This is a genomic window from Brumimicrobium mesophilum (assembly GCF_003025005.1).
Lineage (GTDB): Bacteria > Bacteroidota > Bacteroidia > Flavobacteriales_D > Crocinitomicaceae > Brumimicrobium > Brumimicrobium mesophilum.
In genome coordinates this window covers 59,108-77,725 of record NZ_PVSS01000014.1, presented here as the reverse complement: position 1 = coordinate 77,725, position 18,618 = coordinate 59,108, and the positions used below count along the sequence as shown (strand labels likewise).

Below are 18,618 nucleotides of genomic sequence, written 5' to 3'. Positions count from 1 at the left end.
GTTTTACCCACGTTAAATTTACTTTTATTAAAAAGGAAAATATTAGACTTAATAATGAAGACAGTTCAATTTAGAGAAGCCCTTAGGGAAGCGATGTCAGAAGAGATGCGTCGTGATGAGAATGTATTCCTAATGGGAGAAGAAGTTGCCGAATATAATGGTGCATATAAAGTTTCACAAGGAATGTTAGACGAGTTTGGAGCCAGAAGAGTTATTGATACTCCGATTGCTGAACTTGGATTTACAGGTATAGCAGTAGGTGCTTCAATGAACGGTTTGCGTCCAATTGTAGAGTTCATGACATGGAACTTCGCTATTTTGGCAGCTGACCAAATTATTAATAGTGCTGCAAAAATGTTACAAATGTCTGGTGGTCAATACCATTGTCCTATTGTTTTTAGAGGTGGTAATGGAACAGCTGGACAGTTAGCAGCTACGCATTCACAGGCATTTGAATCATTCTATGCACATGTACCAGGTATTAAAGTTGTTACTCCTTCAAACCCTGCAGATGCAAAAGGATTATTAAAATCTGCAATTCGTGACGAAAGTCCAATCGTTTTCTTGGAATCTGAGAAAATGTATGGTGATAAAGGTGAAATTCCAGAAGGAGAATACCTTATTCCAATCGGAGTTGCTGATGTTAAATCAAAAGGTAAAGATGTTACTATTGTAACTTTTGGTAAAATAATCAAAGAAGTATTTAAAGCAGCTGAAGAATTAAAGAAAGAAGGAATCTTAGTTGAAGTAATTGATTTGCGTACTGTAAGACCAATCGATTATGATACTGTGGTTGAATCAATCAAAAAAACTAACCGTTGTGTGGTGGTTGAAGAATCTTGGCCATTAGCTTCAATTTCTTCTGAAATAGCTTATCATTTACAGCGTTATGCATTCGATTATCTTGATGCTCCTGTGATGAGAGTTACGCAATCTGATACTCCATTCCCATTCTCTCCGCCATTGATGGAAGAAGCATTACCAAATGTGAATAGAATTATCAAAGCGGTAAAAGCAACTATGTATAAGAACTAGAATTCTAAAATATATTTTAAGGAAGCCTCAGCAGAAATGTTGGGGCTTTTTTTTCACAAAAGGGGATAATTACCAATTTAAAATGGTTGAAACAATGATTACGGACGTTTTGCAAACGTCCCTACATTGCATCTCCGGATGGTGTTGAACCCTTGAATGTTTGAATTTTCAATTATGAATTTTCAATTCAATTAACGCATTTTCCCACGTTTATTCAAAAACTGAACTAATAGTTCATTTAATGGTTGATTGGTGTCTAATTCATGAAATTCAATGCCATAAGCACCGCATTTTTGCTCTAACTCCTTGAAATATTCTCCGACTTGCTCTATGTAATGTTCTTTTATTTCACCAGGTAATAATTTCATTTGTTCTCCAGTTTCCATGTCAACTAAAGTGTAAGGACGATTTTCAAATTGGAAGTCAATCTCCTTTTCTTTGTCAACTACGTGAAATAAAATTACTTCATGTTTGTTGTGCTTTAAATGTTGAAGCGCTTCAAAAAGTTTGTCCTTATTTTCAGGGTCGTTTAACATGTCAGAAAATACAACAACTAAACTACGACGTTTACAAAGTTCTGCAATGTCATGTAAAACTTGAACGGCTTCAGTTGTTTTCGCTTCTTTGGCTTCGTAATTATGAAGAAGCTTTTCTAATTCTGAAAAAATATAGCGGTGATGTGTATTAGAGGATTTATTCTCTGTATGTAAATTTAATTTATCCGTAAAAAGCGATAGTCCAACAGCATCTCTTTGGCGTTTTAATAATTCCATTAATGATGCGATTCCGTAAATACTGTATTTTAACTTCGACCAATTATCATCGTGCTGAAAGTACATAGAACTAGATGTGTCCAAAACGAACTGACAACGTAAATTGGTTTCTTCCTCGTATTTTTTTGTAAAAAGTTTATCTGTTCGGGCAAACAGTTTCCAATCTACATGTTTTGTGGATTCTCCAGTGTTGTACAATCGGTGTTCTGCAAATTCAACGGAGAACCCATGAAAAGGACTTTTATGCAGTCCAGTAATAAAGCCTTCAACAATTTGTTTTGCAAGGACCTCAAGATTTCCAAACTGTTCTAAATATTCACGTTGAATTTGTTCTGCCATGAGCGAAATATAAGGATTAATTATGAATGAAATAATTACGAATTACGAATAATTTTGAAACATTCAGAGTAAAACAATTATTAATAAATGTTAGAAATGATGTTTCATAAATCTAGTTTCTAATTGATTTGATTTCTTCGTTAATTTAATTCGATAAAACGATCAACACAATTTAGTGAAGTACAAGCCTTAAAATTCGTAATTCTGGGCGCTAACCATAAATAATTAACCACTAATAATTATTTATGGCTTATAATCCTTCAGTACCTTTTTTGTTCCAATTGCCTCGGTAATGTAATCCACACTTAATTTCGGACTACGTGCTGGAGAGTGACTTCTACCGTAAAATATAATTTGCAAGTGTAATTTATTCCAATGCTCCTCTGGAAATATCTTCTTGGCATCAATTTCGGTTTGTGTCACGTTTTTCCCATTTGTAATTCCCCAACGGTACAATAATCTATGGATATGCGTGTCGACAGGAAACGCAGGATAACCAAAAGCTTGTGACATGACAACTGACGCTGTCTTATGTCCAACACCAGGCAAAAATTCTAAATCTTCGTAATTGTCAGGAACAATTCCGTCATGCTTGTCAATTAGAATTTGTGATAATTCATGAATTGCTTTAGATTTTCGAGGTGATAATCCACATGGCTTAATAATTTCACGGATTTCTTCAACAGAAAGTTTTACCATGTCGTAAGGATTATCAGCCTTTGCAAATAGATAAGGTGTAATTTGATTCACACGCACATCTGTACATTGTGCCGATAAAAGTACAGCAATTAATAAAGTAAAAGGATCTTTGTGATCTAGTGGAACTGGAGTAGTAGGGTACACTTTATCCAACTCTTCCATTATAAATTTGGCCTTTTCTTTTTTGGTCATTTTTTTAATTTAAATCCATTTTTTATAAAAGCTATAAACTCTTTAAATACAGTTTTGTCAGTTACCAAATCTTTTGAAACCGACCCAAAAGTTTTTGGTGGATCTGTTTTTATTTTAGTGGGTTGCAAAGGTTCACCCTTTAATTGAGTACCAGGTTTTGGAAGAGGATTTTCTGGTTTTTTCTCGTCATTTTTTGACTCACTTTTATTAATGTGGAAATTTTCTTCAATTCTTTCTAATTCTTCCATTTTATCAAGCATACCGTCTTCAATTTGAGATAATTTATCTGCCCTCTCAAAATTTTCTTTGGCTTTTTGTTGATAACCTCTTTTTTCCATCAACAATCCTAAGTTATTGTATGCTACAGCATCATCTGGATCAACTTGAACGGCCTTTTCGTATAATTCTATTGCTTTGTCTAAATCACCAAAGTAATCTTGTGCATACGCCAATGCAGCATAGCGATATCCATAACCATCGTCTAATCTAAGTGATAATTCAAGGTCGTCAAGACACTTTTTCTTCTCATTCATGTGTAAATAGAGAACTCCTCTGTGAGAAAGAATGTCTGGATGGTTAGGATTTAATTCTAAAGCGTTGTTAAATGCAAGCAAAGATTTTTCAAACTTTTGTTCATCCAATAACTCTTGTGCTTTTTTATGTTCCGAATTAATATACATTTGTGTTCTAAATTTATGATACAAAATTATGGACTTTCCCCAATATAGAAAACGTTTTGACAATAAGTCTTTTTACAAAGTTACGTCTTTTACTACATTTGAAGAAGTTCAGTTGGTAGGTAAACGCTTTTTAATTCATGTTGTTCATGCAAAAAAGTATTTTGAGCAACTTCAAATTCAGGATATGCTTGCTTCAGAGATGGAAATGTACCAGATGAGCGAAGAAGCTGAGTTCGAAATACAATACGAAGCCGCGAAGGAATATGTTTTAAATCAGAAGTGAGTTTGGAAAACAGTATTGAGTATTCAATATAGAGTGGACAGGATCTAGTTTTTCTAAGCTCATCTCAATACTTTAAACTATAATTCTGTTAAGAGAAATATTATTATTTTTGTTTAAAACAAAGAAATTATGAGCAATCCACAAGGTATTCCTTCTGTTGATTTATCTGAATTTTTATCAGGTGATGAAAAACAACAACAAGACTTTATAAATAAATTAGGTACAGCATATGAAGACATTGGTTTCGTAGCAGTTAAAAATCATGGTATTTCAAAAGATTTAATTGATAATCTTTATGCTCAAATGGAAGAATTCTTTGGTCAAGATGAAGCCATTAAAAATAAATACAATATTCCAGGAATAGGAGGTCAGCGAGGTTACACACCTTTTGGAACGGAACACGCCAAAGGAAAAACAGCTGGAGATTTAAAAGAGTTTTGGCATTTTGGTCAGTTCGTTGAAGACAATGATCCGATTGGCAAACAATATCCTGAGAATGTAAATGTTGAAGAACAACCTGATTTTTTGAAAGTTGGAAAAGCTTCATATAAAGCTTTTGAAGATACAGGAAGACATTTGTTAAGGGCGATTGCACTTCATTTAGGATTAGATGAAAACTATTTTAATGAACATATTCACAATGGAAATAGTATTTTACGTCCTATTCATTATCCACCAATTTTAGGTGATATTGAAGAGGGAGCAGTGAGAGCAGGTGAACATGAAGACATCAATTTAATTACACTTTTAGTTGGTGCTTCTGCAGATGGACTTCAAGTATTGAATAAACAAAACGAATGGGTTTCTGTAACATCTATTCAAGATCATATTGTTGTAAATGTTGGGGATATGTTACAACGTTTAACAAACAATAAACTAAAATCTACAACTCACCGTGTGATTAATCCTTCTAAGGAAAATTTAGGAACAAGCAGATATTCTGTGCCTTTCTTCTTACATCCAAGATCAGAAATGCCATTAAACTGCCTACCTTCTTGCATCGATGAAGAAAACCCGAAAGCTTATGAAGATATTACTGGAGGAGAATATTTAATGGAACGATTAAGAGAAATCGGACTTATTAAATAGATAATTACGAATTAATAATTATAAATTACGAATTATAAAAAAGCGAAGTCAATTGATTTCGCTTTTTTTGCTTTTGTACGGACGTTTTGCAATCGTACTCTGCAAAACCTCCGCGATTAATTCTCTTCCAATCATTCTTCAAATGATAAATAATTATTCACCACAATTTTATTCGATTTCAATTCATTCATTAAACTATACAATCCAAAAAAGGCCCTGTTGATATAAATAAAATGTTTGGAACCTCTTCCGGCATCTACTTTTCTTAATGCATCATCTTTTGAAAATTTATCGGCCATATTTGCAATTTGATTGAAAAATGTTGGGTCAGAAAAATCAAATTCTTCATGATGAAATGGCAGAGCAAACAATCCCAAAAGTTCTTTAAAAATTTGTGAGAAAAATACTTTTTCCTTTTCTGAATCGGTTTCTTTCAAAATTTCCAAAGCATATAATTGTTTTTCGAATGAAGTTGGGTTATTTAATATTTCAGGTTTAGTTAATTCAAAATAAGGAAAATAAAAATCTTCTGGCACTTCTTTCATGCATCCAAAATCAATAGCTATCAACTCATCATTTGGCGAAACCATAAAGTTCCCAGGATGAGGATCTGCATGTACTTTTCTAACGATGTGGATTTGATACATATAAAAATCCCAAAGAGCTTGTCCTATTTTATTCGCTTTTTCTGGTGAGTTGTTATTTTTAGAAAATTCAGAAATTTGAACACCTTCCATCCAATCCATTGTCAAGATTTTATCGTTTGACAATTCACCATAATATCGAGGGAAATGTAAATTTGGAATGTGTCTACATGCTTTAGAAACCGCATTACTTTGTTCTAATTCCAAGGTGTAATTCGTTTCTTCCATCAATTTTTCTTCAACTTCATGGAAATAACGGTCGGCATCCTTGGCTTTTATGTTCAACATGCGCAAGGCAATTGGTTTCACCATAGATAAATCACTGCCAATACTGTCAGCAACTCCCGGATATTGAATTTTTACAGCTAATTTTTCACCATTCTTTTCAGCTTGATGAACTTGACCAATACTTGCTGCGTTAATGGCTTCGAAATTGAATTTATCAAAGAGTTCTTCTGTGTCTTTACCAAAATAGCGTTTAAAGGTTTTCCTAACCAAAGCGGCTGATAATGGAGGAACAGAAAATTGAGACAAGGAAAATTTTTCAACATAAGCTTGAGGCAGCATGGTCTTGTCCATACTCATCATTTGAGCCATTTTTAAGGCGCTTCCTTTCAAGTTTTTTAAACTGTCATAAATATCAGAAGCATTGGATTCATCAAGTTTGGCTTTTGCTTTCTCCTCGGATCCAACCAGCTTTTCTCCGTAATATTTTAAGTAATTAACACCAATTTTCGCTCCAGTGGACGCCATTTTAGTTGCCCGTTGAATTTTTGAAGTTGGTATTTTGTCTATCGATTTCATTTCCTGATATTTTATTTTTTACCCATTCCTTCTTTCCATAAAAACTTTCCTAAATCTACAAAGGCATTAATTGGTTTGGTGTTGATAACTTCAAATCCGGCATGCATTGTTTTTTCAATTAAAACATCAGTTTTCTCAAATGATGGAGAAGTATCGTTCAACCAAAATTTCATAATGAAAAGCAATTGGCCGTATGAAGCTTTAGATAGACCTTTATCAACAACGTTGGCTAAATTATCTACGATCATGTCGATTGGTTTAATGTCCAATGATTCTACAAATTGAGTGTATTCCTCTTTTAATCCATCTAAGGTTTTTAAAACCTTGAGTTTATTTTCATCTTGGTGTAAAATATAGGTTACCAAGCTTCTATTGGCAGTCAACATTTCGAAAAATGTAAAGTAATAGCTCAATAGTTTATGTTTTGCATCACCTTGTTGGAAATCTTCATCTTGAGATAACAAATTGAGTGTGTTCTTGAATAGATCAACAAAGACGGCGGAATCTATTGCCTTAAATGAACCAAAATACTTATAAAACTCAGCTTCTTCCATATTGTTGTCAGCTGTAAAAGCATAAACGCTCTTTGGTTTTTCATTATGTGTTAAGACATATTTTGTGTAATTTTCTAAAATCACATCCCTAGTATTCATTTTTTCCATTTCCATTTTTAATTTTTTATAGTTGACATTCCTCCATCTACATGGATAATTTGACCTGTAATCCACTTTGCTTTATCCGATAATAAAAATACGGCCATTTCTGCAATGTCCTGAGCACTTCCAATTTTTTTCATAGGATGACGCTCTGCATTGACTTCTTTTTTCTCTTCAGAGCTCAATAACTTACTTGCTAATTTTGTGTCAGTTAATGAAGGTGCTATTGCATTAAATCTAATTTTTGGAGCAAATTCAGCGGCTAAGGATCTGGTTAATCCTTCTATTGCTCCCTTTGATGCCGCAACTTGGGAATGAAAATTAAATCCATTTTGTACTGCGACAGTGGAAAACATAATTACACTTGCTAACTCTGATTTCTTTAATCGTGGCAATACTTTTTGCAGAACAGAAATAGCACCATTGACCTGCAAATTGAAGTCTGTTAGAAAATCATCGGGCTTTATTCGCGAAAATGGTTTGAGATTAATGCTACCCGGACAGTAGACCATACCGTCAAGTATTTCAGGAAGGAAATCAAAATCAAATGCTGAATCCAAAACATCTAAATGATGATATTTAATCAGTTCAGTGTCTGGATTATTTGAATTAGAATTGTATGTCGCGAATATTGCGTTGTTATTTTTCGACAATATATCTGTCACAGCAGCTCCAATTCCAGAAGAGCCTCCAATTATTAGATAGTTTTTCATGCTATTAATTGTTTCCTTAAACAACAAAGTCAAAAGAGAAATGTTCTAGATTTAGGATTTCTTGTGCTAAGTAATTAGTGAGTTATATTATCAACTATTCCATTGATAATCAATTCGGGATATTTTTAATTCTTAGGTTACAACATTCCATCTATGGAAAGTAAACTGTACAATAATTTATTTGACGAAATCCTAATCAAATTCCAACCCAAATTTTCATCTTTTTAAATAATTCGTAATTGATAATTCAATATTCGCAATTATTCTTACTACCTTTATTCTAATGTCTGAGCAAAGAAAAATATATTCACTTACGCAACTCAATCAGTCCTTCGAAAAGCACATTTGGGATACGTTTTCGAAACGTGATTTTTGGATCACTGCAGAGTTGATAAAAATCAATCAGAAAAGTGGGCATTTTTATATTGAGTTAGCTGACAGTATCAATGATTCAACAACCGCAAGAAGTTTCGCAACGATTTGGGCTTCTAATTATAGAAATATTGTTGAACAAATTGGATTAAATGAAGTACTGGGTATTCTTCAACCAGGAAATAAAATATTGATTAATGTCAAAATTGAATTTCACACGATTTATGGATTGAAATTAAAAATTCGTGGAATTGATCCGGCATATTCTTACGGCGAGATTGAACGCAAACGCCAAGAGGTGATTAAAAGATTGAAGAAAGAAGAAATTTTTGATCTTCAAAAACAAATCCGACTGCCAACGATTATTAAACGCATCGCTTTGATTGGTTCTCCAAATACCTCTGGTTATAGAGATTTTCAACAGGAATTACTGATTAATCACGACTATAATAAATTCGTTATTAAGGAATTTCCAGTGCGTGTTCAAGGTGATGCTGCCGTAAAAGAAATTGTAGCTGCCATTAAAGATGCCAGTCGCCATGATGCTGACGTTATTGTGATTTTAAGAGGTGGAGGGAGTAAAATGGATTTGGCGCTTTTCGATGATTATGAAATTTCTAAAGCAATTTGTAATTCACGTTTACCAGTTATAACTGGAATTGGACATGAAAACGATGAGGTGGTGTCCGATTTAGTGGCCCGTGTTACTTTTATTACACCAACAGCTGTGGCAAGACATATTCATTATGCGATTAGTTCTTTTAAGGAAATAATGCGGGAATTGCATGATAAATCTATTCAATTATCATTGCAGTTGTTAAGCGAAAGTAAGGAAGAATTTACGCATTACAACAATTATTTATCTCATTACAGTAGAGAATTGATTCATTATTGGCGCAGTACTTTCCAAGAAAAAGAATATGAAATCCTACAGAAAAGTAGGACTTTGTTGTACGAAGGGAAAGATATTTTGGCGGTATTGAGTCACCGAACTTCTTCTCATTTACAACGTTTAGTTCAGCAGGAGGGAAGTCAACTGGAGAGATTGTTAGATAGAATTTCAGATTTCGCACAACAAAAAATCGAAAGAGAAAAAGAGGTGAATTTAAGCCAAGTGCTTTCTTCAGTTCAATTGTTGAGTCAGCAGATTATTGATAGAGAACGCATTGTTTTTGGAAATCAAGAAGAATTATTGGCTTTATTAAATCCTTTGAAAATTTTGGAATCAGGTTATACGATTTCTACTATTGATGATCAAGACGTCAAAAATAGAGAAGTGAAAATAGGAGACGAGATGAAAACGCTTTCTTCAAATTATTTAATCACGAGTAAAATCGTGACGAAAAAAGATATAAAACATGAAAATAACGGATAAAACAACCTACGAAGAAGCATTGCAGCGGTTAAAAGAGATTGTTGGGGCTTTGGAGTTGAAGGAGGTAAAAATCGATAATCTGTCAGAAACGGTAATCGAGGCGAAAGAATTAGTCGATTTCTGTCGTAAGAAATTAGACAAAACTGAAGATGATATTAAAAGAATCATAGCGCCAGAGGACGAAAATGAGTAAGGAAGAAATACGTAAAATAATTCATATTGATATGGATGCGTTTTATGCTTCTGTGGAACAACGTGATAATCCAGATTTACGTGGAAAACCTTTGGCTGTTGGTGGTTCAGATGGTAGAGGAGTGATAGCTGCAGCAAGTTACGAGGCGCGAAAGTTTGGCGTGCGTTCTGCTATGCCCTCTCGTGTTGCCTTGCGAAAGTGTCCTACCTTGTTATTCGTGAAACCTACCTTTGAAAAATACCAGGCTGTCTCAAAAGAAATCAATGAAATATTTAGTCGTTACACATCGATCATAGAGCCACTTTCCTTGGACGAAGCATTTTTAGATGTGACTTATTCCAAATATGAAATGCGATCAGCCACCTTAATTGCACAGCAAATTAAAAACGACATTCGAAATGAACTCGATTTGATTGCCTCAGCTGGAGTTTCTTACAATAAGTTTTTAGCAAAAATCGCTTCAGATCAAGACAAACCAGATGGACTTTTTGTGATTACTCCAGAAGAAGGAGCGACTTTTATGGAAGAACTTCCAATTGAGGATTTTTTTGGGGTAGGGAAAGTTACCGCAGAAAAAATGAAAACCAATGACATTTTTAAAGGAGCAGATTTATTGCCTTATTCTAAGTGGGAATTGCAACAATTGTTTGGTAAAACAGGTGGATTCTTGTTTGATATCGCTAGAGGAATAGATCATCGCGAAGTTCAATCCGAAAGAGTAAGAAAAAGTGTTGGAGCAGAAATGACTTTTTCAAAAGATGTGATTGGAGAAATCGATATTAATGAGAAATTCTCTCAGGTCTTTGATAAATGGTGGACACGGTATGAAAAACATGGAGTAAAAGGAAGATCAGTTACATTGAAAATCAGAAATTACGAATTCGAAACCATCACGCGCTCCATTACAGAACCCGATTTTGTGACCGACAAGGTTGAAATCCGTGAAAAACTCACCGAATTGATGAAAGAAGCAATTGTCCCAGGAGTTCCATTGCGATTAATTGGAGTTTCTATAAGTGCTTTTGATGTGGATGAATCAGAAAATGAAGTTCAGCAGTTGACTATTTGGTAGGTTTAACCGCAGAGGCAGCTGAGTTTTTCGCAAAGGCCGCAAGGTATGAAAATGAAAATCCCAAAGGGATGGTGTATGTTAACATAGGATGCAATCCTATGTTTTAATGAAAAAAGTGCCACAGGCGCTCTCAGCGAAACCTTTGCGTCCTTAGCGGTTAAAAAAAATTCGGTTAACTTCTAAAGCCCTTCCTCTTCAAGTATAAAGTCCCAACTCGCACTACCAAAACCACTATTGTTCCAATTAATTAATTTAGATCCTTTATTCCCTGAGTTATACATCATATTTGGATAACCATCTCCAACAATATTTCTCAATAAAGTCGATTTTGGGAAAAGTTCAACTTCAATCATACCTTCGCTTGCTTCTCTATAATTTTCTGCAGCAAGTTCATCATCGTTGACCACCAAAACATACATTGGAAGTTCAGGATAAATGGCCTTAACTCTTTTCATTTCTTCTAATTTTTCAAAGCAAAATGGACATCCTGGTAAAGCAATCATGGTCAGTCCACGCTGAAATGTATCTGCATTTTCACCATATAATGCTACTTCACGATATTGGTGACTAAAATCACCTTCATAGATTGGGTTTACTGCAAATGCAATTCCAGAACCACCAAAAAGAATAAGAATACTCACCAGTCTCCTAATTGTTAGTGATGTTCCCATTAAAAATTGGCGGTAAACATTAAAAATAATTAAACACACCGCAAAAAACTCTAACATATAAGGAAGAATTTTAGAAAAAGTAAAAGATAATTTAAACTCTAGTCCAGTTGAGATAATTGAATTATGGAGAAAAATTAAAACGGCTAAAGTCAATACAGAAAGTGCTATTCTTATCATGGTAAAATGTTTTGTTTTTTTTAATTGGAATTTAAAGTAACGTTGAAATCAGAGGTCAATTCTAATTTTCCATCAATAGTTTCTTCGCTTCCTAATTTTTTAAATCCTTTTATTTTAGTTGTTTTCCCTTTTGTTATTAAGTCATTTAATTGCTTGTTGCTTAACTTTTTCCCCATAAATTCAAAAGGAATAACAAATCTACAACCTTCTTTATAATGAGCGCAACCGTAAGCTTTCTTACCTTCCAAAAAGCCTTGTTTTTTACAACTTGGACATTCTAATTCTGTAATATCAACTTTTATGGTTTTGGCTCTCTTCTTTTTCGGTTTGGCTTTTTTCTCTTCTTCTTTAGAGTCATCCATAATGCGAATGGCTTTTTTTCCAGTATTGAAAAGAACTTCATTTGTAAGGTTCACCACCATTTCAATCAATTCTTGTTTGAACTGTGCAGGTTGATATTCTCCTTTTTCAATTAACCTCAACTTTCGTTCCCAATCTCCAGTTAATTCGGGGGATTTTAGGGTTTCATTATCAATCACTTGAATTAAATCTATTCCCGTATGTGTAGCTAAAATATTTTTCTTCGAACGTTCAATGTATCTTCTTCTAAAAAGGGTTTCTATAATGTTTGCTCGGGTAGAAGGTCTTCCAATACCGTTATCCTTCATTAATTCTCGCGCTTCTTCGTTGTCAACTTGACGTCCAGCGGTTTCCATCGAACGCAATAATGTTGCTTCAGTGAACGGTTTTGGTGGTGAAGTTTGTTTTTGATCTATTCTTGCTTCATGCGGCCCTTTTTCCCCTTTTACAAACACGGGCATCAAGTTTTCATCTTTATTCTTCGATTTAGCATCGTCTTTTTGATACACTATTCGCCATCCTGGAGATAAAATCTGCTTTCCTGTAGCTTTGAATTCTAATTTTAACACCTCACCTAAAACTGTTGTATTACTCACGATACAGTCGGGATAAAAAACTGAAATAAAACGCCTAGTTATGGTGTCATAAATTCTTTGTTCCTCAGCTGTGACACCACTCACTTTTACTCCAGTTGGAATAATCGCATGGTGATCTGTTACCTTCTTATTGTCAAAAACCTGCTTACTTTTAGGAAGTTTTTTCTCCAATAATGGAGCGGTTAATTCCGAATAATAAGTTAAGTTCTTTAAAATTCCAGGGATTTTTGGATAAACATCATCCGGAAGATAAGTTGTATCAACCCTAGGATAAGTAACTAATTTCTTTTCATATAAACTTTGAATCAACTTCAATGTTTGGTCTGCAGAATAACCTTGTTTCTTATTCGCTTCAACTTGTAAAGCTGTCAAGTCAAATAATCTTGGCGGTTTTTCTTTACCTTCTTTTTGTTCAAATGAAGTAATTTCGAAAGGTTCATCCTTAATTTTACTTAAGGCGTATTCTGCTTTTTCTTGCTTTTTTATTTTACTTAAAACACTATTGAATTCGGTTTCACGATATACGGTACGCAATTCCCAATAATCCTTAGGTTTAAAGTTTTCAATTTCCAAATGACGATTCACAATCATTGCAAGGGTAGGAGTTTGCACTCTTCCTATTGAAAGGACTTGTCGTTGCAGTGCAAATTTCTTGGTGAATAATCGTGTTGCATTGATTCCTAAAAGCCAATCTCCAATTGACCTAGCACTCCCAGCTGCATATAAATTATCAAAAAGTTTATTGTCTTTTAAATTATCAAATCCTTCCTTAATTGCTTCTTCGGTCAAGGAACTAATCCATAACCGTTTAATTGGAGCTTTTGTTCCTGATTTAAGAAAAACCCATCGTTGGATCACTTCTCCTTCTTGTCCGGCATCACCACAGTTTATGATTTCTGTTGCAGCAACCAATAATCTTTTTACGATATGAAATTGTCGTTGAATTCCTTCATCTTCGATGACTTTTACCCCGAATTTTGAAGGCACCATTGGAAGGTGTCTTAAATTCCAATATCTCCAATCTTCAACGTAATCTCTAGGTTCTTTTAAGGTACAAAGATGTCCAAAAGTCCATGTTACTTGATATCCATTGCCTTCATAATAACCGTCTTTACGCTGGGTAGCCCCAATAGTATTAGCAATGTCTTTAGCGACACTCGGTTTCTCGGCAATGCAAACTTTCATGGATTATCGTGTATATTTTGTTACAGTAAATGAATGCGGATTTTTATCGTCTTTTTCGAATTCAAAAAGTTCTTCTTCGTCCCAACCGTCCCAATTTACGAATGGAAAATAAGTATCGGCTTCGAATGTTTCATGCACTTGTGTGATATACATTTCATTGATTAAGCCCTGTTCCAAAGCCAACTTGTATATCTGCGCACCTCCAATAAAAAAACATTTCTTATCAGATTCAACATTAAAATGTGTTGGAATTTCTTTTAAATCAGAAATCACAATTGCTCCATCTGCTTCGTAGTCAGGATTTCTGGAAACAACAATATTCTTACGATTTGGAAGTGGGCGAAATTTCTCTGGAATAGACTCCCAATTTTTTCGTCCCATTACCACGGTGTGACCTTCGGTAGTTGCTTTAAAAAACTTCATGTCACGTGGTAACCTCCACAATAAATCATTGTCTTTCCCGATTTCTCGGTGTTTTCCCATGGCTACAATCAGCGAGTAATTCATAAATGGTGTATTTTAAATAGTCAATCTCGATTGAAATATTATACAGCTACTTGAGCTTTAATGTGAGGATGTGGTTCGTAACCTACCAATTCGAAATCTTCATATTTAAAGTCGAATATGCTTTTTACATCTGGATTTATTTTCATTGTTGGTAGCGGTAAAATCTCTCTAGAAAGTTGTAATTCCGCTTGTTCAAAGTGGTTTGAATATAAATGTGTATCTCCCATAGTATGCACAAAATCTCCAGGTTCCAATCCACAAACTTGAGCCATCATCATTGTGAAAAGGGCGTAACTTGCGATATTAAAAGGAACACCTAAGAATGTGTCTGCAGAGCGTTGATATAACTGACAACTTAATTTTCCATCTGCAACATAAAATTGGAACAACAGATGGCAAGGAGGCAAAGCCATTTTTTCAACATCGGCAACGTTCCATGCGCTTACAATATGTCTACGTGAATTGGGGTTGTTTTTAATCTGCTCCACCAAATTTGATATTTGATCAATCGTTCCACCATTTCCATCAGGCCAAGAACGCCATTGGTGACCATAAACAGGACCTAAATCTCCATTTTCATCCGCCCACTCATCCCAAATAGAAACTTTATTTTCTTTTAAGTATTTGATGTTTGTATCACCAGTTATAAACCATAAAAGTTCATGAATGATAGAACGTAAATGCAATTTTTTAGTTGTGACAACAGGAAAACCTTTGCTTAAATCAAAGCGCATTTGGTGGCCAAATACCGACCGTGTTCCCGTTCCCGTTCTATCTCCTCGATCAGTTCCATTATCAAGGATATGCTTTAAAAGATGATGATATTGCTCCATGAATTGTCAATTTTAAAGGGTAAAAATAGTTGATTTTATTAATTAAGTAATATTGATACTCCTTTAATTTGAAATGAATTTGTAGCGGTTCAAATTATATATTTATCTTAGACCTTTAAAAATGAATAAATGCGCAACTTCCTATTTTACGGTTTAATAATTTTCTTCATGAGCTCTTGTGGAAATGGTGACAGATTATTCCCGAAAAAACATTTAGGTAGGTATGAAGGAAGGCAAGAAGCTTTTGAAGTAAGCATGAATGGTGAGCCGGTTGTAGTTCCTGCAGCTGAACATGAACTGACCTTAGCTTATAATGAATTATGGTTAAAAACACCCAAACAAAATATAGCGGCAAGCTATAAAGTTATTGTTGAAACTAAAATGTATTATTCACTATTGGTAGAATTTGAATCTGGTTCCGTAGAGGAGTGGCAATTATGGAAAAGAGGAAGGAAATTGGTGAGAAAACCTGTCCCCCCAATTCCAGAAGTTATATTTTTGAAATAAAAAACATCATCCCAACAGTTTTTCCTTTTTTTAGGCTGTTTTATTTAAATAAGATTTACTATTTTTACCCCAAAACAACAATATTATGTCTAAGAGAAATTATTTTGATGATTCAACCGTTGCATTAGCATCGTTATATACAGTCTTTTTACTAGGAGTTATCCTAACGATTGTATTTTTTGGATAAACCACCATCAATTTAAGGTTTTACCTTATTTTTAAAACAAATTTATTTTGGAAGAATACTCAATGAATGCCCTCTCATACAATACAGAACGGGCACAATTACATATTCAAGAATACGGACGAAATGTTCAGAACATGATCAATTTTGCTAAGCAGATTGAATCAAGGGAAGAACGTAATTTGGCCGCACGCGCTATTATTGATGTGATGGGTCAATTGAATCCGCATTTGAGAGATGTTGAAGATTACACTCACAAGTTATGGACACACATGTACATAATGAGTAATTTTGAAATTGATGTAGACTCTCCTTATGAAATTCCAGAACCAGAAACTCTTTCTGAGCGTCCTAAAATCATGAAATATCCTCGAAATAGTAGTAAATATGGTCATTTTGGCTATTACGCTGAGAGAATGATTAAGGAGACTGTCACAGTAGAGGATCAGGAAGAAAAAGATTACCTAACTGAATTGTTGGCGAATCTGTTGAAGAAGAATTATTTGACTTTTCACACACAAAATGTGGAGAACAGTGCAATAACTTCACACTTAAGAGAGTTATCAAAAGGACAACTTAAATTGAAAGATATTAGTCTTTTAAAGCCTACGAATACAATCCTAAAAACGGTTGGGGTAACTCCTAAAAAGCCGATGAAAAAACACAAATCTAAAAAACGTAGAAAATAAAAATTATGGCATCATTTGAAATTCACGGAGGTAAGAAGTTAAAAGGAGAAGTAATTCCACAAGGAGCAAAGAACGAAGCTTTGCAGATTCTTTGTGCGGTTTTACTAACACCAGAAAAAGTAACTATATCTAATCTTCCCGATATTATTGATGTCAATAAACTGATCAGTCTACTCCAAGCAATGGGAGTAAAGATTGAAAAAGTTGAAAAAGGAACTTATATTTTCCAAGCCAAAGATTTAGATTTAGATTATTTGAAATCAGAAGATTTTAAAGATCGTGCCAGTGGTTTGAGAGGTTCTGTAATGATCATTGGACCTTTATTGGCTCGTTTTGGAAAAGCATTTATGCCTAAGCCAGGAGGAGATAAAATAGGAAGAAGAAGACTGGATACACATTTTGAGGGATTGATTAAATTGGGGGCGAATTTCAATTTTGATTCTAAAGAACATTTCTATACTGTTGAAGCAGAAAAATTAGAAGGGGTTTATATTCATATGGATGAGGCTTCTGTGACTGGAACTGCAAATATCGTGATGGCAGCTGCTCTAGCAAAAGGTAAAACATCAATTTATAATGCCGCGTGTGAACCATATTTACAACAGTTGTGTAAAATGCTCAACAATATGGGTGCTAAAATTACAGGTGTTGGAAGTAACTTATTGCACATTGAAGGAGTAAAGGAATTGGGTGGATGTTACCACAGAATTCTTCCAGATATGATTGAAATTGGTAGTTTTATTGGATTGGCAGCAATGACCCAATCAGAAATTACAATCAAAGATGTTGGGTACGAACACCTTGGAATTATTCCAACGATTTTTAAACGTTTAGGAATCAATTTAGAACGCCGAGGAGATGATATTTTTGTTCCTGCGCAAGAATCTTATGAAATTGATACTTTCATTGATGGCTCTATTCTAACGGTTTCTGATGCACCTTGGCCAGGATTTACTCCAGATTTGTTGAGTATTATTTTAGTTGTCGCAACACAAGCCAAAGGTAGTGTACTTGTCCATCAAAAAATGTTTGAATCGCGTTTATTCTTTGTCGATAAATTAATAGATATGGGAGCTCAAATCATTTTATGTGATCCTCACAGAGCAACCGTTATTGGAATGAACAGACAAAATAATTTGCGTGGAATTCAAATGACTTCACCTGATATTAGAGCTGGAGTTTCTTTGTTGATTGCAGCTTTATCTGCTGAAGGTAAAAGTGTAATTCACAATATCGAGCAAATCGACAGAGGATACCAAGATATAGATATTCGTTTGAATAATCTCGGAGCAGATATCAGAAGGGTATAGTTCTTGCTAATTAGCAAATCAAATTGTTAAGTATTCCGTTCTATCGTTCCCATTTTTAGGGTTAACCTGGCTTTCGGTATATTTTGCTTGCCTCATTAAAAGAATAAATTGTATTATGAAGAATTTAGTTTTAATCCTCGTTGGTTTTTTACCATTCATGCTTTTTGCACAACCTAAGAATGGAATGCGAGCAATAGGTTTTACATTGTTGAATCCCGAAGGAGAAATGGTGGCGTTAGACGATTATAAAGGGCAAGTTGTTCTACTTGATTTCTGGGCTTCTTGGTGTGGACCTTGTAGAAAAGAAAATCCAAATATTGTAGAAGCATACGAAAAATATAAAAACTCAAAATTCGAAAATGGAAAAGGATTTGTTATTCTAAGCGTTTCTTTAGATAGAGCAGAACAACCATGGAAGGATGCAATTAAAAAAGACAATTTGAAATGGGATGGACACGTTTGGGATAAGTCAAAGGATGTAACGCAAAAATATAATGTGCGTTCTATTCCACATTCATTCTTAATCGATGGAGATGGGATAATTGTTGCTCAAGGAAATAAATTGAGAGGAATTGGATTGCATGTTGAGATTGAGAAGTTGATTAAGTAGTAAAATTAATTATATGAATGGTTACATGGTGTTTTTTAAACGCGATGTAACCATTTTTTATTTAAAATAG

General features: G+C 34.3%; 20 protein-coding genes. 10 read left to right on the top strand and 10 right to left on the bottom strand.

Going from position 1 to position 18,618, the window contains the following annotated elements; all coding sequences use genetic code 11:
* The first annotated feature begins 54 nt into the window (after positions 1-54).
* Complete coding sequence (locus C6368_RS14095) at positions 55-1,035, top strand: pyruvate dehydrogenase complex E1 component subunit beta (protein ID WP_107039867.1); 981 nt, start codon at positions 55-57, stop codon at positions 1,033-1,035.
* 191 nt (positions 1,036-1,226) lie between these two features.
* On the opposite strand, the gene C6368_RS14090 is transcribed toward C6368_RS14095, so the two are convergent.
* The 3 genes from C6368_RS14090 to C6368_RS14080 all read right to left on the bottom strand — a co-directional run bounded on the left by C6368_RS14090 (position 1,227) and on the right by C6368_RS14080 (position 3,718).
* On the bottom strand, positions 1,227-2,147 hold the full coding sequence (locus tag C6368_RS14090) for a DUF58 domain-containing protein (RefSeq protein ID WP_107039866.1): 921 nt from the start codon (positions 2,145-2,147) through the stop codon (positions 1,227-1,229).
* Positions 2,148-2,390: 243 nt separating this feature from the next.
* A complete protein-coding gene (gene nth / locus C6368_RS14085) occupies positions 2,391-3,038 on the bottom strand; it encodes an endonuclease III (RefSeq protein ID WP_107039865.1) in 648 nt (215 codons plus the stop codon).
* Positions 3,035-3,718, bottom strand: a complete 684-nt coding sequence (locus tag C6368_RS14080; protein ID WP_107039864.1) for a tetratricopeptide repeat protein — start codon at positions 3,716-3,718, stop codon at positions 3,035-3,037. Before C6368_RS14080 ends, nth begins: the two co-directional genes overlap by 4 nt.
* 28 nt (positions 3,719-3,746) lie before the next feature.
* On the opposite strand from C6368_RS14080, the gene C6368_RS14075 reads away from it, so the two are divergent.
* Together C6368_RS14075 and C6368_RS14070 are read left to right on the top strand one after the other, a co-directional pair.
* Complete coding sequence (locus tag C6368_RS14075) at positions 3,747-4,001, top strand: hypothetical protein (protein WP_107039863.1); 255 nt, start codon at positions 3,747-3,749, stop codon at positions 3,999-4,001.
* Positions 4,002-4,130: 129 nt separating this feature from the next.
* Positions 4,131-5,090, top strand: a complete 960-nt coding sequence (locus tag C6368_RS14070) for an isopenicillin N synthase family dioxygenase (protein ID WP_107039862.1) — start codon at positions 4,131-4,133, stop codon at positions 5,088-5,090.
* 131 nt (positions 5,091-5,221) lie between these two features.
* Here C6368_RS14070 and C6368_RS14065 read toward each other — a convergent pair whose 3' ends face one another.
* The 3 genes from C6368_RS14065 to C6368_RS14055 are packed head-to-tail and all read right to left on the bottom strand — an operon-like array spanning position 5,222 to position 7,907.
* On the bottom strand, positions 5,222-6,538 hold the full coding sequence (locus tag C6368_RS14065) for an ABC1 kinase family protein (protein ID WP_107039861.1): 1,317 nt from the start codon (positions 6,536-6,538) through the stop codon (positions 5,222-5,224).
* A gap of 11 nt (positions 6,539-6,549) precedes the next feature.
* The gene (locus C6368_RS14060) at positions 6,550-7,200 is read right to left on the bottom strand and encodes a TetR family transcriptional regulator C-terminal domain-containing protein (RefSeq protein ID WP_159038611.1); all 651 of its coding nucleotides are present in this window, start codon (positions 7,198-7,200) and stop codon (positions 6,550-6,552) included.
* 8 nt (positions 7,201-7,208) lie between these two features.
* Positions 7,209-7,907: an SDR family NAD(P)-dependent oxidoreductase gene (locus tag C6368_RS14055; protein WP_107039859.1), complete on the bottom strand. Its 699-nt coding sequence runs from the start codon at positions 7,905-7,907 to the stop codon at positions 7,209-7,211.
* 283 nt (positions 7,908-8,190) lie between these two features.
* On the opposite strand from C6368_RS14055, the gene xseA reads away from it, so the two are divergent.
* Genes xseA through dinB form a run of 3 tightly spaced genes read left to right on the top strand, consistent with a single transcriptional unit; the run spans position 8,191 to position 10,919 of the window.
* Positions 8,191-9,654 carry an exodeoxyribonuclease VII large subunit gene (gene xseA / locus C6368_RS14050; protein ID WP_107039858.1) on the top strand — a complete coding sequence of 488 codons (1,464 nt, stop codon included), beginning with the start codon at positions 8,191-8,193 and terminating at the stop codon, positions 9,652-9,654.
* Positions 9,638-9,847, top strand: a complete 210-nt coding sequence (gene xseB / locus C6368_RS14045; protein ID WP_107039857.1) for an exodeoxyribonuclease VII small subunit — start codon at positions 9,638-9,640, stop codon at positions 9,845-9,847. The genes xseA and xseB overlap by 17 nt, the downstream gene beginning before the upstream one ends.
* On the top strand, positions 9,840-10,919 hold the full coding sequence (gene dinB / locus C6368_RS14040) for a DNA polymerase IV (protein WP_107039856.1): 1,080 nt from the start codon (positions 9,840-9,842) through the stop codon (positions 10,917-10,919). Before xseB ends, dinB begins: the two co-directional genes overlap by 8 nt.
* Before the next feature lie 179 nt (positions 10,920-11,098).
* On the opposite strand, the gene C6368_RS14035 is transcribed toward dinB, so the two are convergent.
* Genes C6368_RS14035 through C6368_RS14020 form a run of 4 tightly spaced genes read right to left on the bottom strand, consistent with a single transcriptional unit; the run spans position 11,099 to position 15,248 of the window.
* The gene (locus C6368_RS14035) at positions 11,099-11,767 is read right to left on the bottom strand and encodes a hypothetical protein (protein WP_107039855.1); all 669 of its coding nucleotides are present in this window, start codon (positions 11,765-11,767) and stop codon (positions 11,099-11,101) included.
* A 20-nt stretch (positions 11,768-11,787) separates the two neighbouring features.
* Complete coding sequence (locus tag C6368_RS14030) at positions 11,788-13,908, bottom strand: type IA DNA topoisomerase (protein WP_107039854.1); 2,121 nt, start codon at positions 13,906-13,908, stop codon at positions 11,788-11,790.
* Positions 13,909-13,911: 3 nt separating this feature from the next.
* Complete coding sequence (locus tag C6368_RS14025) at positions 13,912-14,415, bottom strand: dihydrofolate reductase (RefSeq protein WP_107039853.1); 504 nt, start codon at positions 14,413-14,415, stop codon at positions 13,912-13,914.
* A 38-nt stretch (positions 14,416-14,453) separates the two neighbouring features.
* Positions 14,454-15,248, bottom strand: a complete 795-nt coding sequence (locus C6368_RS14020) for a thymidylate synthase (RefSeq protein WP_107039852.1) — start codon at positions 15,246-15,248, stop codon at positions 14,454-14,456.
* 129 nt (positions 15,249-15,377) lie between these two features.
* On the opposite strand from C6368_RS14020, the gene C6368_RS14015 reads away from it, so the two are divergent.
* From C6368_RS14015 to C6368_RS14000, 4 genes are all read left to right on the top strand, one after another.
* Positions 15,378-15,755 carry a hypothetical protein gene (locus tag C6368_RS14015; RefSeq protein ID WP_159038610.1) on the top strand — a complete coding sequence of 126 codons (378 nt, stop codon included), beginning with the start codon at positions 15,378-15,380 and terminating at the stop codon, positions 15,753-15,755.
* Between the two features lie 234 nt (positions 15,756-15,989).
* Positions 15,990-16,628 (top strand): DUF4290 domain-containing protein, encoded by a 639-nt coding sequence (locus tag C6368_RS14010; RefSeq protein ID WP_159038609.1) that lies wholly within the window; start codon positions 15,990-15,992, stop codon positions 16,626-16,628.
* 5 nt (positions 16,629-16,633) lie between these two features.
* Positions 16,634-17,938 carry a UDP-N-acetylglucosamine 1-carboxyvinyltransferase gene (gene murA, locus C6368_RS14005; protein WP_107039849.1) on the top strand — a complete coding sequence of 435 codons (1,305 nt, stop codon included), beginning with the start codon at positions 16,634-16,636 and terminating at the stop codon, positions 17,936-17,938.
* 115 nt (positions 17,939-18,053) lie between these two features.
* Positions 18,054-18,548, top strand: a complete 495-nt coding sequence (locus C6368_RS14000; protein ID WP_107039848.1) for a peroxiredoxin family protein — start codon at positions 18,054-18,056, stop codon at positions 18,546-18,548.
* The last annotated feature ends 70 nt before the right edge of the window (positions 18,549-18,618 follow it).

What these genes read in the sequence shown, in the direction of transcription:
- C6368_RS14095 (WP_107039867.1), top strand. Translation starts at nt 55, where the DNA reads ATGAAGACAGTTCAATTTAGAGAAGCCCTTAGGGAAGCGATGTCAGAA.
- C6368_RS14090 (WP_107039866.1), bottom strand. Translation starts at nt 2,147, where the DNA reads ATGGCAGAACAAATTCAACGTGAATATTTAGAACAGTTTGGAAATCTT.
- nth (WP_107039865.1), bottom strand. Translation starts at nt 3,038, where the DNA reads ATGACCAAAAAAGAAAAGGCCAAATTTATAATGGAAGAGTTGGATAAA.
- C6368_RS14080 (WP_107039864.1), bottom strand. Translation starts at nt 3,718, where the DNA reads ATGTATATTAATTCGGAACATAAAAAAGCACAAGAGTTATTGGATGAA.
- C6368_RS14075 (WP_107039863.1), top strand. Translation starts at nt 3,747, where the DNA reads ATGGACTTTCCCCAATATAGAAAACGTTTTGACAATAAGTCTTTTTAC.
- C6368_RS14070 (WP_107039862.1), top strand. Translation starts at nt 4,131, where the DNA reads ATGAGCAATCCACAAGGTATTCCTTCTGTTGATTTATCTGAATTTTTA.
- C6368_RS14065 (WP_107039861.1), bottom strand. Translation starts at nt 6,538, where the DNA reads ATGAAATCGATAGACAAAATACCAACTTCAAAAATTCAACGGGCAACT.
- C6368_RS14060 (WP_159038611.1), bottom strand. Translation starts at nt 7,200, where the DNA reads ATGGAAAAAATGAATACTAGGGATGTGATTTTAGAAAATTACACAAAA.
- C6368_RS14055 (WP_107039859.1), bottom strand. Translation starts at nt 7,907, where the DNA reads ATGAAAAACTATCTAATAATTGGAGGCTCTTCTGGAATTGGAGCTGCT.
- xseA (WP_107039858.1), top strand. Translation starts at nt 8,191, where the DNA reads ATGTCTGAGCAAAGAAAAATATATTCACTTACGCAACTCAATCAGTCC.
- xseB (WP_107039857.1), top strand. Translation starts at nt 9,638, where the DNA reads ATGAAAATAACGGATAAAACAACCTACGAAGAAGCATTGCAGCGGTTA.
- dinB (WP_107039856.1), top strand. Translation starts at nt 9,840, where the DNA reads ATGAGTAAGGAAGAAATACGTAAAATAATTCATATTGATATGGATGCG.
- C6368_RS14035 (WP_107039855.1), bottom strand. Translation starts at nt 11,767, where the DNA reads ATGATAAGAATAGCACTTTCTGTATTGACTTTAGCCGTTTTAATTTTT.
- C6368_RS14030 (WP_107039854.1), bottom strand. Translation starts at nt 13,908, where the DNA reads ATGAAAGTTTGCATTGCCGAGAAACCGAGTGTCGCTAAAGACATTGCT.
- C6368_RS14025 (WP_107039853.1), bottom strand. Translation starts at nt 14,415, where the DNA reads ATGAATTACTCGCTGATTGTAGCCATGGGAAAACACCGAGAAATCGGG.
- C6368_RS14020 (WP_107039852.1), bottom strand. Translation starts at nt 15,248, where the DNA reads ATGGAGCAATATCATCATCTTTTAAAGCATATCCTTGATAATGGAACT.
- C6368_RS14015 (WP_159038610.1), top strand. Translation starts at nt 15,378, where the DNA reads ATGCGCAACTTCCTATTTTACGGTTTAATAATTTTCTTCATGAGCTCT.
- murA (WP_107039849.1), top strand. Translation starts at nt 16,634, where the DNA reads ATGGCATCATTTGAAATTCACGGAGGTAAGAAGTTAAAAGGAGAAGTA.
- C6368_RS14000 (WP_107039848.1), top strand. Translation starts at nt 18,054, where the DNA reads ATGAAGAATTTAGTTTTAATCCTCGTTGGTTTTTTACCATTCATGCTT.